The organism is Bacillus sp. TH50, from assembly GCF_016650565.1.
Lineage (GTDB): Bacteria > Bacillota > Bacilli > Bacillales > Bacillaceae_G > Bacillus_A > Bacillus_A mycoides.
This window is the reverse complement of record NZ_JAEKFM010000003.1, coordinates 1,683,185-1,698,151: the sequence shown is the minus strand read 5'-3', so window position 1 is coordinate 1,698,151 and position 14,967 is coordinate 1,683,185. Positions and strand designations below refer to the sequence as shown.

Here is a 14,967-nt window from a genome sequence, read left to right as displayed (position 1 = left end):
GTGAGGGGAATGAAAAGGATGAATCTAGATTTTTCGGCAATTACGCCTTCAATACCATATATATTAAAGGGATTAGAAGTTACATTGAAAATTGTAGCTGCATCAGCTGTGGTAGGATTTATTTTAGGAACGTTATTAGCACTTTGCAAAATTGCTAGAATACGAGTATTAAATATTGCAGCAGATATTTATACGTCAATATTTCGTGGCACACCGCTAGTATTACAATTAATGATTATTTATTTCGGTGTTCCGCAAATGATGGGTTATGAGATACCGGCCTTTTTAGCAGCTGTACTTGCATTTAGCTTAAATTCAGGTGCATATATGTCAGAAGTAATTCGTGCCGGCATTCAAGCAGTCGATAAAGGACAAACAGAAGCAGCAATGGCTTTAGGTATTCCGTACAGTAAAATGATGAGAAATATTATTTTTCCTCAAGCTTTAAAAAATATATTACCAGCACTTGTGAATGAGTTTGCGACACTTACGAAAGAGTCGGCTGTAGTAACCGTAATAGGAGCGACTGATTTAATGCGCCGTGCTTATATTGTAGGTGGTGAAACATTTAAATATCTTGAGCCATTACTTTTTGTTGGACTTATTTATTATATATTAGTAATTATTCTTACATTAGTCGGGAAAGCCATTGAAGGGAGAATGAAGAAAAGTGATTAAAATTGACAACCTTCATAAATCATTTGGGAAAAATGAAGTATTAAAAGGAATTACAACAACGATTGAGAAAGGAGAGGTTGTTGCAATTATTGGACCGTCTGGATCTGGAAAGTCAACGTTTTTACGCTGTATGAATGTATTGGAAGCGCCGACAGATGGTCACATTTGGATTGGAACGGAAGAAGTAACGAATCCGAAAACAAATATTATGCACGTTCGTGAAAATGTCGGAATGGTATTTCAACATTTTCACTTATTCCCTCATATGACTGTATTAGAAAATATTACGTATGCTCCTATCAATGTAAAAGAAGTAACGAAGCAAGAAGCTGAAAAAAAAGCTGAGAAACTTCTAGAAAAAGTGGGGTTATTAGATAAGAAAGATGCATATCCAAATCGTCTTTCAGGAGGACAAAAGCAACGTGTAGCAATTGCAAGAGCGTTAGCGATGGAACCGGAAGTTATGTTATTTGATGAACCTACCTCTGCGCTAGATCCAGAAATGGTGAAAGAAGTGTTAGAAGTTATGAAATCATTAGTTACGACAGGAATGACGATGGCAATCGTTACACATGAAATGGGATTTGCAAAAGAAGTAGCAGACCGTGTTCTCTTTTTAGATGGTGGAAAGCTCGTAGAAGATAGTAATCCGGAAGAGTTTTTTACAGCACCAAAAAGTGACCGTGCAAAAGAATTTTTGCAAAAGATATTGTAATATGTGAAGGGTACGTGAATAATAGGTAGAAAAGGATGACATTGCGTCATCCTTTTTTTATACTAACTGTAAATACGTTTATACATATAGGAGCATTAAACAGTAGTCAAAAAAGTAAACCATCATAGACATATGTATTAAAATATAATTATGAACGAGTATATGTTGAAAGAATTTTTGGGAATAATTCATATGTCTATTGAAACATTGAAAAGATGGGATAATTCAGGTGTTTTAACTGCTTATCGAAATCAAAAAAATAAATGAAAAACGATCTCCACAAGAAGAACTTGTTCAAGATTTGCTATCTATCATTCATGTATGTAGTCGTAGGATATATGATTGAGAAAATACAAAAAATGTCGAGGGATAAAGAGATATGAGAAGAGCATATTTTATAGAGATGAAACCGACAAATGAACAAATAATCAAGATCAATCAAACAATTGGAGTGTGTAGGTACGTTTACAATCTGTATCTCTCCAAAAACAAAGAGATGTATGAATCAGAGGGAAAGTTTTTGAGTGGATATGATTTTTCTAAATGGCTAAACAATGTCTATACAAAAGAATGTAGCCAATGGATTAAAAAGGTATCTAGTAAAGCGGTAAAACAGGCAATTATGAATGGAGATAAAGCTTTTAAAAGATTTTTTAAGGGTTTATCTGGATTTCCACGTTATAAGAAAAAGAAGAATCAAGATGTGAAATGCTATTTTCCTAAAAACAACAAAACAGATTGGACAGTAGAAAGACATAGGGTAAAAGTCCCAACGATTGGTTGGATGAGGTTAAAAGAATATGGGCATATCCCCAAAAATGCGATTGTAAAAAGTGGAACGATAGGTAAAAGAGCAGGAAGATATTTTGTGTCTGTGCTTTGCGAATGGGAAGAAGCAGGAACGAAGCCAATACTCAATCAAACAGGTGTAGGGATTGATTTGGGGTTGAAGGATTTTGCTATACGTAGCGACGGTATCGTTCATGAAAACATTAATAAAACAATACAAGTAAAAAAGATAGAAAAACGCTTAAAACGTGAGCAACGTTCTTTATCGCGTAAATTTGAAAATATAAAAAAGAGAGGTGAACAATCTGTTACTAACAAAAGAGCGAATATAGATAAAAATATTCTTAGGGTGCAAAAACTACATGCCAGGCTAGCAAATATTCGATTAGAGTATGTAAAGTCTATTGTAAATGATGTGGTGAAAATCAAGCCAACGTTTATTACAGTGGAAGATTTGAATGTGAAAGGTATGATGAAGAATAAACATCTATCTAAAGCAGTTGCTAAGCAGTGCTTTTATACATTTAAAACATGGTTATTGACGAAATGTGAGGAATATGGAATTGAACTACGTCAAGTAGACAGGTTCTATCCATCTTCAAAGCTATGTTCATGTTGCGGTCAAAAGAAAGCGAATATAAAGCTATCTGACCGAGTATATACATGTGAATGTGGAAATGTAATGGATAGAGATTTGAACGCGTCAATCAACCTTTTACAAGCAAAAAAATATACAATACTAACGTGAATAGATTGTATATATGTACGGTGGGCTACATTGGAATTTACGCCTGTGGAGTGTTAGATCAAACTGTAGTAGCGAGTTAGTGGTGAGACAGGACACATAGAAGCAGGAATACTCTAAGAATATACATTTGTCTATATTTTTTGTAGCAGTAATGATATGTTTAAAATTGGATATAGAACAGTGAAAACAGCGCTTGGAACGGGAGCGGCAGTGTTTATTGCTCAGCTATTAGGATTAGAATTTTATAGTTCAGCTGGTATTTTAGTCATTTTATGTGTGCAAAATACGAAACGAAAATCCGTTCAAGTATCGTTGCACCGTTTTTTAGCTTGTGTATTATCGATGGTATTTGCGTTTTGTATTTTTGAAACGATTGGTTATACACCACTTGCGATTAGCGTATTACTGCTTACCTTTATTCCAACTGCAGTTATGTGCAAAATTCAAGAAGGGATTGTCACGAGTTCGGTTATCGTTATGCATCTGTATTCATTAAAGCAAATTACATGGTCTATAGTTGGTAATGAAATTGCTATATTAACGATTGGAATTAGTGTCGCTTTATTAGTAAACATGTACATGCCAAGCAGTGAGAATAAACTGAAAGAGTATCAAGGAAAAATAGAAGAGCATTTCAGAACGATTTTGTTTGAAATGGTCGTTTATTTACGGAATCGAGATAGTAATTGGAGTGGGGCCGAATTAATTGAAACAGAAATGATGCTGAAAGAAGCGAAAGATTTATCATTTAAAAAAATTGAGAATGAATTTATGCGTGAAGATGACTATTATTATCGGTATTTTGATATGCGTATGCAACAATTTGAAATTTTGGAGCGCATGATACCATTAGCTGCATCACTATCTTGGACGTATGAACAAGCTGATATGATTGCAGACGTAATTGAAAATATAGGGAATTCTATTCGACCTGAAAGTACAGGGGTCATTTCGTTAAGACAACTTCAAGAAATGCGAGAAGTATTTAGAGAAATGCCTTTACCAGTCTCGCGAGAAGAATTTGAAATACGTGCAAAACTTGTTCAACTTGTTTATGAGATGGAGCAATATTTACTCATTAAAAGTCGTTTTAAGGGAAAGGATAATATAAAAGAACTTATTTAGAAGGTAGGAACTATATATGCCGTATCTTCTTTCTTTATTATTATGTCTTTCTCTATCACCGATCTGGCCTCTTGGTGATAACCCACGTGCTGGAGATCCTTTTATAATTGTAAATAAAGCAACGAATAAACTAGCTTACATCGATGATGGGAAGATCCAAAAGGTTTTTCCAGTAGCGACAGGGAAAACAAATGAATTAACCCCAGAAGGAACCTTTGACATTGTATTGAAGGCGAAGGATCCCTATTATATTGCGAAGGATATTCCTGGGGGCTCTCCCAAAAATCCACTTGGATCGAGATGGATGGGATTTAATGCAAGAGGCACGGATGGAAGTAAGTATGGGATACACGGGACAAACCAACCTAGTTCAATTGGAAAATATATTTCGCAAGGATGTATAAGAATGAAGAAACATGATGTGGAATATTTGTTTGATCGTATTCCAATTGGAACGAAAGTATCGATTGTGAAATCGAAAAAAACATTTCAGCAATTGGCGAAGGAAAAAGGGGCCATAGTATTTGGAAAAGTCAACGAAACGGTTGGCTTTTTCTTTTATTATAAGTTGTCTTGACATGTGTACATAACCATGCGTTAATGAGAATATATAAAGATAATTGAGTAAAGGGGTTGCTCATATGTATTTAAATCCAAAAATTTCTTACATGCAGTTTTGTGTTGGTTTTCTATTTGTTATTACATTCATATTGGCAACTTTTAATATATGTTCTTACGTTGTAGCGATCGTATTTATGGCATTACTCAATCTTACTTTTGTTATTGGGGCATTTCAGCAGAAACAATATACAAGTTTTGTAATAGCACTTGTAATGGCCTTTTCCTTTAGCATTGTAGCAATTGTAATATATATAAAATAAAATGTTCATTACAAGATAGACTATCTCGATTTCGAGATGGTCTATTTTGTATGTGTAAGCAGTAAAAAAAGGACGAGTGAATCGTCCTTTTTACCAAAACATACTTGCGCCAGTAAGTAATGTTGTTACAAGCATAGAAATTAGCATTATATAAACCATAATTTTTTGAGCTTTTTTATGCATCGTTAAACCTCCTTGCAAATCAGTACAATTTCATTGTAACGAGAAATGAAATTGTGGACAAGGGGAGAGAAAGGACAAAATTCGGGAAGGGGGTGCAAAATATTACAGGAAATTTGAGCATACGTAGAGAATATGTTAAAAGATAGATTATTAATTTTTTGTTATGCAAGCTGAAGAATGGAGATACAATGATGAAAATATACGAGACAGATCGTTTACATTTAAGAGAAATTGATGAGTCGTATGCGGAAAAAGTTCTTCAATATTACGACAAAAATCGTGAATTTTTAAAAGCGTGGGAAGAGTATAGACCGGAGGGGTTTTTCACGTTAGATTATCAAAAGAAAAAGTTACAAAAGGATAGAAAAGAGTTCGCGGAAGGCAAGATTATCAGGCTTTGGATTTTTAAAAAGGGTGATGATACAAAAATTATTGGATGTATTTCATTTAATCTAATTGTTCGCGGAATTTATCAATCTTGTGTACTCGGTTATAAATTAGATAAGGAAGAATTGAATAAAGGTTACACAACAGAAGCGCTTAGAAAAGCAATTCAAGTTACCTTTGAAGAATTTCATTTACATCGTATAGAAGCACCAATTATGCCACGAAATTTAGCATCTATACAAGTAGTGACGAAGATAGGATTTCAATATGAAGGTGTATCTCGAAAAATGCTAATGGTAAATGGCATCTGGGAAGATCATATGCGCTGGGTATTGTTAAACGAGTAATAGAAGGCAGATGGGTATCTAGATGTGTTAACCATCTGTTTTTTGTCTTGTATTTCGAAACTTTTGCGAAATTCTGTTATAATTAATGTTGTTACATACATAATGGTAGTGCAGGAGGCGCAGTCTTATGATTAATCAAGAACGTTTAGTAAATGAATTTATGGAGTTAGTACAAGTAGATTCTGAAACAAAATTTGAAGCAGAAATTTGCAAAGTGTTAACAGAGAAATTTACTGCTTTAGGTGTAGAAGTATTTGAGGATGACACGATGGATGTGACTGGTCATGGTGCAGGTAACTTAATTTGTACTTTACCAGCAACAAAAGACGGTGTTGATACAATTTATTTCACTTCTCATATGGATACAGTAGTTCCTGGTAATGGAATTAAGCCTTCTATTAAAGATGGATATATCGTATCAGATGGTACTACAATTTTAGGAGCCGATGACAAAGCTGGATTAGCATCTATGTTTGAAGCAATTCGTGTCTTAAAAGAGAAAAACATTCCTCATGGTAAAATTGAATTTATTATTACAGTTGGAGAAGAATCTGGTCTTATTGGCGCAAAAGCGTTAGATCGCGAGCGCATTACAGCAAAATATGGTTATGCATTAGATAGTGATGGAAAAGTTGGTGAAATTGTAGTTGCAGCGCCAACACAAGCGAAAGTGAATACGATTATTCGCGGGAAAACAGCTCATGCTGGCGTAGCACCAGAAAAAGGTGTATCTGCAATTACTATCGCAGCAAAAGCAATCGCAAAGATGCCACTTGGTCGTATCGATTCTGAAACAACTGCAAATATTGGACGTTTTGAAGGTGGTACACAAACAAATATCGTTTGCGATCATGTTCAAATCTTTGCAGAAGCTCGTTCTTTAATAAATGAAAAAATGGAAGCACAAGTTGCAAAAATGAAAGAAGCATTTGAAACAACTGCAAAAGAAATGGGTGGTCATGCAGACGTTGAAGTAAACGTTATGTATCCAGGATTTAAGTTTGCTGCTGGTGATCACGTTGTAGAAGTTGCGAAACGTGCAGCTGAAAACATTGGTCGTACGCCTTCTCTTCACCAAAGTGGTGGCGGAAGTGATGCGAACGTAATCGCAGGACATGGTATCCCAACAGTTAACTTAGCAGTTGGTTATGAAGAAATTCATACAACAAATGAAAAAATTCCTGTTGAAGAATTAGCGAAAACAGCAGAATTAGTTGTAGCTATTATCGAAGAAGTAGCGAAGTAAGTAATAAAGTCAAAAAGACGTGTGAACCAATTATGGTTTACACGTCTTTTTTTATTTTGATTCAATTGCTTTCACAAGGCGGATAAGCCAATATAAGAAGACCCACGGAAGTACATAAGTTGTTGTAAAACGTATGAAATGAGAGAAGATTCCTAAAGCGTAAATGTTAATGTTAAAAAGGGGAAGTAACAAATAATTAATCGCAAGGATTACTATAATAATAATAAATACATAATTGAGTTTATTATGTTGTTTCATAACGATTCACCTACTTTACAATAATATCCATTTGTTACGTACAGTATAGCAAAAAATAGATAGAGAAAAACCAATAATTATTATAACGTGTAAAGAAATTTGATATAATGAAGGAACAAATGTTCTTTAAGGGGTGAGTAGTATGCGAGAAATGTATCCGAAAAATGGACGTGTTATTTTACATGTAGATATGAATTGTTTTTTCGCATCTGTTGAAATTGCTCATGACCCATCATTACAAGGAAAGCCATTAGCGATTGCGGGGAATGAAAAAGAGAGAAAAGGGATTATCATAACATGTAGTTATGAGGCGAGAGAATATGGAATACGTACGACGATGCCTCTATGGGAAGCGAAGCGATTATGCCCGCAATTAGTTGTGAGGCACCCTAATTTTACATTATATCGAGAAGCTTCATTTCAAATGTTTCAAATTCTTTCCCGTTTTACAGAAAAAATACAACCGTTTTCTATAGATGAAGGGTATTTAGATATTACAGATTGCTATGCGCTCGGTTCGCCTCTTGAAATAGCGAAGATGATTCAACAAGCGTTACTAACAGAGTTACAGCTTCCATGTAGCATTGGGATTGCCCCAAACCTTTTCCTAGCAAAGACTGCTTCAGATATGAAAAAACCTCTTGGAATTACAGTACTTCGAAAACGTGATATCCCAGAAATTATTTGGCCACGATCAGTTGCAGAGATGCATGGAATCGGAGAGAAAACAGCTGAAAAACTAAAAGACATTCATATACATACAATTGAACAGTTAGCAAAAGGAGACGAGCATATCATTCGCGCTAAAATTGGAAAGCACGGTGTTGATTTACAAAAACGTGCAAAAGGTATGGATGACAGGGAAGTTGATCCGAATCAAATGGGACAACATAAAAGCGTTGGAAATTCGATGACTTTCTCAAAGGATATGGACGAAGAAAAAGAATTACTTGATATGTTAGAAAGATTATCGAAATCAGTAAGCAAAAGGCTACAAAAACGAACTCTCGTTAGTTATAACATTCAAATTATGATTAAATACCATGATCGTCGCACGGTAACACGGAGTAAACAATTGAAAAATGCAATATGGGAAGAACGGGTTATTTTCCAAGCAGCATCACGTTTATGGAAGCAACACTGGAATGGTGATTCTGTTCGTCTATTAGGTGTTACAGCTACTGAATTAGAGTGGAAGACAGAATCAGTGAAACAGTTAGATTTGTTTTCATTCGAAGAAGATGCGAAAGAAGAGCCGTTACTTGCTGTTATTGATCAAATTAATGAAAAGTATGGAACACCTCTTTTACAGAGAGGTAGTCAATTATTGCGTAAGCAAGAAAAGTCGTTTCAGCAAAAATTAGAAAATAAGTTTATGTAGAAGGTTTTAGAGATTTAAACCCTTCTTTTTTAGATGGAAGAGAGGATCCAGCCATTCGATGTCTCCATTGTCTTTCCATTCCGATGCAAGCTCCTACAATAATTGCTATAAATAACCTTAATACGATGTCATACCATATCATCATGGTTACCTCCATACATATAAGTACATGTTATATTTTTTGAGAATGAGTGAGAAATACCCACTCATTCTCATTTTTACAACCAGCTGTGGAATTTTTTAATATAAAGCTTTTTCAGGAATTGTGTTAAGAAAGCATAACCTAATAATATTCCTATGAGCCACGGGAAGTAGCTTAGTGGTAATGCTTGTAAACCAATTGCTGCACCAAGTGGTGAGAATGGAATGTAAATTCCGATTGCCATAATACAAGCGGTTAATATAAGAACTGGTATTGATGCTGTACTTTGAATGAACGGAATTTTCTGTGTTCTAATCATATGGACAATTAATGTTTGAGTTAGCAACCCAACGACAAACCAACCAGATTGGAATAGCGATTGTTCTCCAGGTGTATTTGCACCGAACACATTCCACATGACAATGAATGTGATAATATCGAATATAGAGCTAATTGGACCGATGCAAATAATGAAGTTACGCAAGTTTGCAGTATCCCATTTTCTAGGCTTCTCTAGAAATTCCTTATCCATTTTATCCCATGGAATTGAAAGTTGTGAAATATCATAAAGTAAGTTTTGAATTAAGAGATGAATTGCAAGCATCGGTAAAAATGGAATGAAAGCACTTGCCACTAATACACTAAATACATTTCCAAAGTTAGAGCTAGCTGTCATTTTTATATATTTTAAAATATTGCCGAAAGTAGTGCGTCCTTCTAAAATACCTGCTTCTAATATAGTTAAACTTTTTTCAAGTAAAATAATATCGGAAGATTCTTTTGCAATGTCAGTAGCAGTATCAACAGATATTCCAACATCAGCATCACGTAGTGCAACGGCATCGTTAATACCATCCCCCATATAACCTACAGTATGACCATTACCTTGCAATACGCGAATGATGCGGGACTTTTGCATTGGATTTAGTTTTGCGAACACTGTTGTTTCTTCTGCCAGTGTTGCTAATGTTTTATCTGGTAAAGAATCAATTTCGTAACCGAGGACAGGCTCACCTATATTTAATCCCACTTCTTTACAAACTTTTTTTGTAACAATTTCGTTATCGCCTGTTAAGATTTTCACTTGTACGCCATGTTTTTGCAATGCTTGAATTGCAGAAGCAGCAGATGGTTTAGGTGGATCTAAAAAGCCGATATATCCAGTAAGGATCATAGCGGATTCATCTTGTACTGCATAAGCTTTATGATAAGGTTTGTTATCGTTCTTGTATGCTACAGCGATGACACGCATTCCTTCACTATTTAAAGTTTCGCTAAGATGTTTTACATTTACTCTCATTTCTTCAGTGAGAGGGACAATTTGTCCATCAACTTCAGTGTAGTTACAAATTGATAAAATTTCTTCTACGGCACCTTTACAAACCATTGTATGTTCACCTAAAATATTTTTCACGATGACAGACATGCGACGCCGAGCAAAATCGAATGGAATTTCATCTAGCTTTTGAAAAGCTGATGGATCAAATTTATGGTTCTCCTCTGTATGTTCAATAACAGCTTTATCTATTAAATTTTTCAATCCAGTTTGATAGAAGCTATTTAAATAGGCAAAGTGTAATACACGATCGCATTCATTTCCGTTAGGATCTAAATGACGAACTAGGACAACTTTATCTTCTGTTAAAGTTCCAGTTTTATCTGTGCAAAGAATGTTCATAGCACCTAAGTTTTGAATTGAGTTGAGCTGTTTTACAATTACTTTTTGTTTAGACATGTTCACGGCGCCTTTAGCTAAATTAGCAGTTACAATCATTGGCAGCATTTCAGGTGTAAGGCCAACTGCAACAGCAATAGCAAAGAAAAAAGCTTCTTGCCAATCTCCTTTTGTGAATCCATTAATGAGAAGGACGATGGGTGCCATAATAAGCATGAATGTGATTAAGAGCCAACTTACTTTGTTTACGCCTTTATCAAAGTTTGTTTCTGCACGTTTTCCGATAACCTTTTTTGCTAAAGAGCCGAAATACGTATCCGTACTAGTTGAAACAACAACAGCTTTTGCGCTACCGCTAACAATATTTGTACCCATAAAGCAAAGGTTTTCCATATCGAGCGGATTGTAATTTTTTTTCATGTTTTTCGGTAATATATGTTTATTTTCCGTATGGTAGCAGTTTTCGTATTTTTCTACAGGAAGTGCTTCCCCGGTTAAAGAAGACTGATTAACAAATAAATCTTTTGCGGATAAAATACGCACATCAGCTGGCACGATATCACCAGCTGAAAGTGAAATAATATCGCCAGGTACAAGTTCTTCAATTGGAATTTCTGTTGTGTAATTTCGATTTAAATTTGTTACGTTTTTTGTTTCGTGTACAAATCCATCTATTCTAAAGACACTCGCAGTTGTTCGAACCATAGCCTTTAACTTATCCGCCGCTTTCTGAGAGCGGAATTCTTGTAAAAAGCGAATCGTTGCACTTAGCAGTACCATTACAGATACGACAATTGTTCCTTGTATATCATCTGTGAAAAAAGAGAGTGCTCCAAGAGCTAACAAAACAAAAATAAATGGATTTTTAAATGCCAGCAGAAATTGAATGTACCACGGCAATGTTTTATTATGAGCGATTTCGTTCGGACCATATAAAGAAAGTCTACGAGACGCTTCTTGTTTAGAGAGTCCATCTTGTGTTGTTTCTAAGAGTTTTAACGCAGAGTTTACATCCTTTGTTGCAACTTCCACTAATAATTCGTTATTTGCTTTCATGCTATCTTGATCGTAAGCATGCTTCGTTTCTTGTCTTTGTAAATTTAACATTGGTAGTTCCTCCTCTTTCATGAAGGAGGAAACAATCTGTTACTCGACTATTTTAAACAGGGAGGAACAGCTTCTTTCCTACCTACATGATGAAATATAAATGTAAAACATATGGGTATCTGGGCCGAATCATCACTTGCCACTGTTCCTCACCTCCGTACAATTAGTAGTTTCTGAATATGCTATGTTTGTTTCATAGTAGGGTGCATAAAGATATAAAAAAGACCTTTACTCAAAACGAGTAAAGGTCTGAATTCGTAGTCAAAAAGAGTCAACAACAAAGACTGTTAGTAAACATAGGTAAAAACAGTTTTTGTGTATGACAAAACATACGCACCTCTCCCTCGTTGAGTTTTAGCACTGTATAGCATAGGTACTGAAACCAGCTACGTTAAGAAAGGCCTTCATTCCGACCTTTCCTGTTGACCCATTGGCGTCTCTCGACATTTTTGGGCAGCAGCGTTTCTCTATACAGGAGCCTCACCTAACAGAGACCATATTCAATTACAAGTTGAATGTTAGCACTGTAAAATCGTAGTGTCAATATCTTTTTAATCTGTTTTTTTGAAAAATTAAATAGATTTATAATGGATATATGGAATGGAGTGGGTTATGTTGTTTATAGATAATGTGGGAAAATAAATGTTTTGTAAGAGGTGCATGTATAATGAAACCGCCAAATTTTATAATAAATATCTGAGAATCAGAAGTGGTTGTTTAATGAGCGAGAAGATTTATGTTCTCATGGAGAAAATTATTTAAACGTAGATGGAACGATTATTACACAAATGAGCATGGATGAGAGAGGTAAAAAAGTATTTTTATACTTTTTTGCCTTAAAGGATTTGTTAAAATCTAAAATGCCAATAGAACCTCTTTCGGGGCTCTATTGGCATTTTTAGATTGATAACGTATATTTTTCATATTTGCACCACAGTAGGAATATTTTCTTTGTTTAATAGTAAGAGCTAGGTCATATATTACAAACCATCTAATCGAAAAGGTGATTTTATCTCATTCAGCAATCAACAATCGAATTAGGCCTTTAATTGTTAGGTAAATCTAATATGTATTTTATTCTCTTACCATCTTTTTCTCCTAGATATACTAATTTCGCAGGTGTATTAAGTGCAACGCCCCAACTTTCCCTCATTTTCATTGTTGCAATGCCTTTATGGTTTTGTAACCTCTCCCATGAAACTATAGTTTTCTTTGTACTCTCATTAAACATTCCATTCGTCTTATTAACTCCTTTTAAAGGTGCCAATATATGCAAATCTGTAAAAATTGTTTGTTCCGTTTGAGTGTTATTTGTTGCCTCAATATCAAAAAGGTAATGAATTTCTTTATTTCCATTATCATCAATTACTTGTTTCTTCTTGAAAGAATTAATGCTAAATTTAAATATATCTGTATTAAATGATTGACCTAGATTAATATTCTCTGATTTCACAATATAAGATTCATTTAAATTATTTACTACCTGATATCTCCAACATGCCCCTAATATAAAAAATGTACAAATAATCATAAAAACATATCGTTTTTTATTCATATCTTTCTCCCTCTACATCTCTGAAGATAGTGATACTTTACCATTTTCAACTAGGAATATTCTGTCTGCAATTAAATTTAATGTTTCACTATCATGACTCGCAACTAATATAGTTGTACCTGTAGACTTTAAATCTAATAAGATTTTAGTTATATCCCTAATTCCATTTTCATCTAAAGCGTTTGTAGGCTCATCTAAAATTAATAACTTAGGATCTTCCATAATTGCTTGTGCTATACCCAATCTTTGTTTCATTCCAAGTGAATATTTTTTTACTTTTCTTTTATCTTCTGGATTTAATCCTACGAGCTCCATTGTTTCACTAATTGTTTTATCCGTTATTTTATTTTGAATAGAAGCTAATAGTTTTAAGTTTTTAAATCCTGTATAGTCTGGAATGAATCCTGGATATTCAATGATAATGCCTGTATTTTCAGGAAACGGATGATCAATACCAATTATTTTTCTATCTATTAATATTTCACCACTATCTATTTTCATCAATCCTAATAAAGCTCTAAAAAGCATTGTTTTACCTGAACCATTTCTCCCTTTAAAACCATAAATCTTTCCCTTTTCTAATTCAAAATTAACATCATTTAAAATAATATTACCTTTTAGCATTTTAGAAACATGCTTGGCCTCAATGTATATCATCAGAATCATCCTTTCTATTAACAAATTCAAATGTTTTCCCTACCCAATAACCACTTATCCATAGAAAAAAAGCGCACAAAAGAAAATAGGAAATAGAATATAGAAAATGTTCATTATTAACGTAAAATAAATTTTTACGAATTAACATACTATCGAACGGATTACATATAACCGGTATAAATATAGTCATGGTAATAATCACTATAATCACTATATATGAAATAACACTTTTAAATTTAGTAGACACAATTAAATAAACCCAAACTAATAAGGAAGATGTTATTAGTTGTAAAGTAAAGCTTTTTATAACAAAAATGGTTTCTTTTAAATGATTATAAATTTTAGGATTAATATTTTCTGTATATATCCCCCAGTTAAATTGATAAGAACAAAAAATACCTCCCCAGAAGAACACGGCAATATAAAATAATAAAGTTATACAAATAGTTAGTATACCTGTACTAATAAATTTGCTAAACAATACTTGATACCTAGATACTTTCCTGGCTAAAAGATACGGTGTCTGTTGTATAAAATCAGCTCTTACATAAGTACCTAATATAAAACAATAAGATAATTGTAATATAAGCCATGTTACTGGAAGCTGGAATCGCCCCATTTCAACTTCTTTAAAAGATATCCCTTTTAGTAATTCATATAAAACATCAAGAACCGTTATAGCATTTGAAGGTAGCTCTCTATACTGGGCTGATTGCTTTAATAAAAATGCCGCTCCCCCCACCAATGCACTATAAACAATAAATACTATTATCAATCTTAATTTCATAATATGAATGCTTAATATTAAATCCCTTTTTAATAATTTATAAAAAACACTATTTTTCATCGTAATTAATCACTTCCGTTATATAAGTCCATCCGGTGTAAACAAATATTCAATATAGCAAATGAAATACTAATAATCCCTAACATAAAAGCCAATTTCATCAAGATTATATCTATTAGAAACCAATCTTTTTCTTGAAAAATCAAACCTTTTGACCAAAATAAAGAGAAATTATATTTTTTTCTAACAACTGATCTATCGTAATAAGGAAGTAAATAGTAAAAATACAAATAGCTTTATTTTTAA

General features: G+C 33.8%; 16 protein-coding genes and 1 riboswitch. Of the genes, 9 read left to right on the top strand and 7 right to left on the bottom strand.

The genetic code is table 11. The features are described from left to right. The first annotated feature begins 18 nt into the window (after positions 1-18). The 6 genes from JFU23_RS08735 (at position 19) to JFU23_RS08710 (ending at position 4,936) form a co-directional block, all read left to right on the top strand. Positions 19-678 (top strand): amino acid ABC transporter permease, encoded by a 660-nt coding sequence (locus JFU23_RS08735; protein ID WP_002067073.1) that lies wholly within the window; start codon positions 19-21, stop codon positions 676-678. Beyond that, entirely contained in the window at positions 671-1,393 is a 723-nt protein-coding gene (locus tag JFU23_RS08730) for an amino acid ABC transporter ATP-binding protein (RefSeq protein ID WP_002088545.1), read from the top strand. Before JFU23_RS08735 ends, JFU23_RS08730 begins: the two co-directional genes overlap by 8 nt. Positions 1,394-1,772: 379 nt before the next feature. Next, on the top strand, positions 1,773-2,930 hold the full coding sequence (locus JFU23_RS08725; protein ID WP_201031763.1) for an RNA-guided endonuclease InsQ/TnpB family protein: 1,158 nt from the start codon (positions 1,773-1,775) through the stop codon (positions 2,928-2,930). Positions 2,931-3,086: 156 nt separating this feature from the next. Then, a complete protein-coding gene (locus JFU23_RS08720; RefSeq protein WP_201031762.1) occupies positions 3,087-4,055 on the top strand; it encodes an aromatic acid exporter family protein in 969 nt (322 codons plus the stop codon). Positions 4,056-4,071: 16 nt separating this feature from the next. Continuing rightward, a complete protein-coding gene (locus JFU23_RS08715) occupies positions 4,072-4,632 on the top strand; it encodes a L,D-transpeptidase (protein ID WP_002015103.1) in 561 nt (186 codons plus the stop codon). A 64-nt stretch (positions 4,633-4,696) separates the two neighbouring features. Then, positions 4,697-4,936, top strand: a complete 240-nt coding sequence (locus tag JFU23_RS08710) for a DUF3894 domain-containing protein (RefSeq protein WP_002088543.1) — start codon at positions 4,697-4,699, stop codon at positions 4,934-4,936. A 90-nt stretch (positions 4,937-5,026) separates the two neighbouring features. Here the strand turns inward: JFU23_RS08710 and prli42 are convergent, their stop codons facing one another. Then, positions 5,027-5,119 carry a stressosome-associated protein Prli42 gene (gene prli42 / locus JFU23_RS08705; protein WP_000549036.1) on the bottom strand — a complete coding sequence of 31 codons (93 nt, stop codon included), beginning with the start codon at positions 5,117-5,119 and terminating at the stop codon, positions 5,027-5,029. 188 nt (positions 5,120-5,307) lie between these two features. On the opposite strand from prli42, the gene JFU23_RS08700 reads away from it, so the two are divergent. Both JFU23_RS08700 and JFU23_RS08695 read left to right on the top strand, forming a co-directional pair. Continuing rightward, on the top strand, positions 5,308-5,853 hold the full coding sequence (locus JFU23_RS08700; RefSeq protein WP_002015105.1) for a GNAT family N-acetyltransferase: 546 nt from the start codon (positions 5,308-5,310) through the stop codon (positions 5,851-5,853). A gap of 127 nt (positions 5,854-5,980) precedes the next feature. Beyond that, positions 5,981-7,099, top strand: coding sequence for a tripeptidase T (locus JFU23_RS08695; protein WP_201031761.1), 1,119 nt, complete (start codon positions 5,981-5,983; stop codon positions 7,097-7,099). Between the two features lie 51 nt (positions 7,100-7,150). Here the strand turns inward: JFU23_RS08695 and JFU23_RS08690 are convergent, their stop codons facing one another. Continuing rightward, entirely contained in the window at positions 7,151-7,357 is a 207-nt protein-coding gene (locus tag JFU23_RS08690; protein WP_000809197.1) for a hypothetical protein, read from the bottom strand. A 142-nt stretch (positions 7,358-7,499) separates the two neighbouring features. Between JFU23_RS08690 and JFU23_RS08685 the strand changes: the two genes are divergently transcribed. Further along, positions 7,500-8,738: a DNA polymerase IV gene (locus tag JFU23_RS08685; protein ID WP_201031760.1), complete on the top strand. Its 1,239-nt coding sequence runs from the start codon at positions 7,500-7,502 to the stop codon at positions 8,736-8,738. Here JFU23_RS08685 and JFU23_RS08680 read toward each other — a convergent pair. From JFU23_RS08680 to JFU23_RS08660, 5 genes are all read right to left on the bottom strand, one after another. Next, entirely contained in the window at positions 8,731-8,880 is a 150-nt protein-coding gene (locus JFU23_RS08680) for a hypothetical protein (protein ID WP_162014387.1), read from the bottom strand. The genes JFU23_RS08685 and JFU23_RS08680 overlap by 8 nt on opposite strands. A 76-nt stretch (positions 8,881-8,956) precedes the next feature. Continuing rightward, positions 8,957-11,662 carry a magnesium-translocating P-type ATPase gene (mgtA, locus tag JFU23_RS08675; RefSeq protein WP_201031759.1) on the bottom strand — a complete coding sequence of 902 codons (2,706 nt, stop codon included), beginning with the start codon at positions 11,660-11,662 and terminating at the stop codon, positions 8,957-8,959. 331 nt (positions 11,663-11,993) lie between these two features. Then, a riboswitch (M-box (ykoK) riboswitch) is annotated at positions 11,994-12,161 on the bottom strand. Positions 12,162-12,707: 546 nt separating this feature from the next. Continuing rightward, positions 12,708-13,217: a hypothetical protein gene (locus JFU23_RS08670; RefSeq protein WP_201031758.1), complete on the bottom strand. Its 510-nt coding sequence runs from the start codon at positions 13,215-13,217 to the stop codon at positions 12,708-12,710. 12 nt (positions 13,218-13,229) lie between these two features. Beyond that, complete coding sequence (locus JFU23_RS08665) at positions 13,230-13,874, bottom strand: ATP-binding cassette domain-containing protein (RefSeq protein ID WP_201031757.1); 645 nt, start codon at positions 13,872-13,874, stop codon at positions 13,230-13,232. Beyond that, positions 13,861-14,721: a hypothetical protein gene (locus JFU23_RS08660; RefSeq protein WP_201031756.1), complete on the bottom strand. Its 861-nt coding sequence runs from the start codon at positions 14,719-14,721 to the stop codon at positions 13,861-13,863. Before JFU23_RS08660 ends, JFU23_RS08665 begins: the two co-directional genes overlap by 14 nt. Between the last annotated feature and the right edge of the window lie 246 nt (positions 14,722-14,967).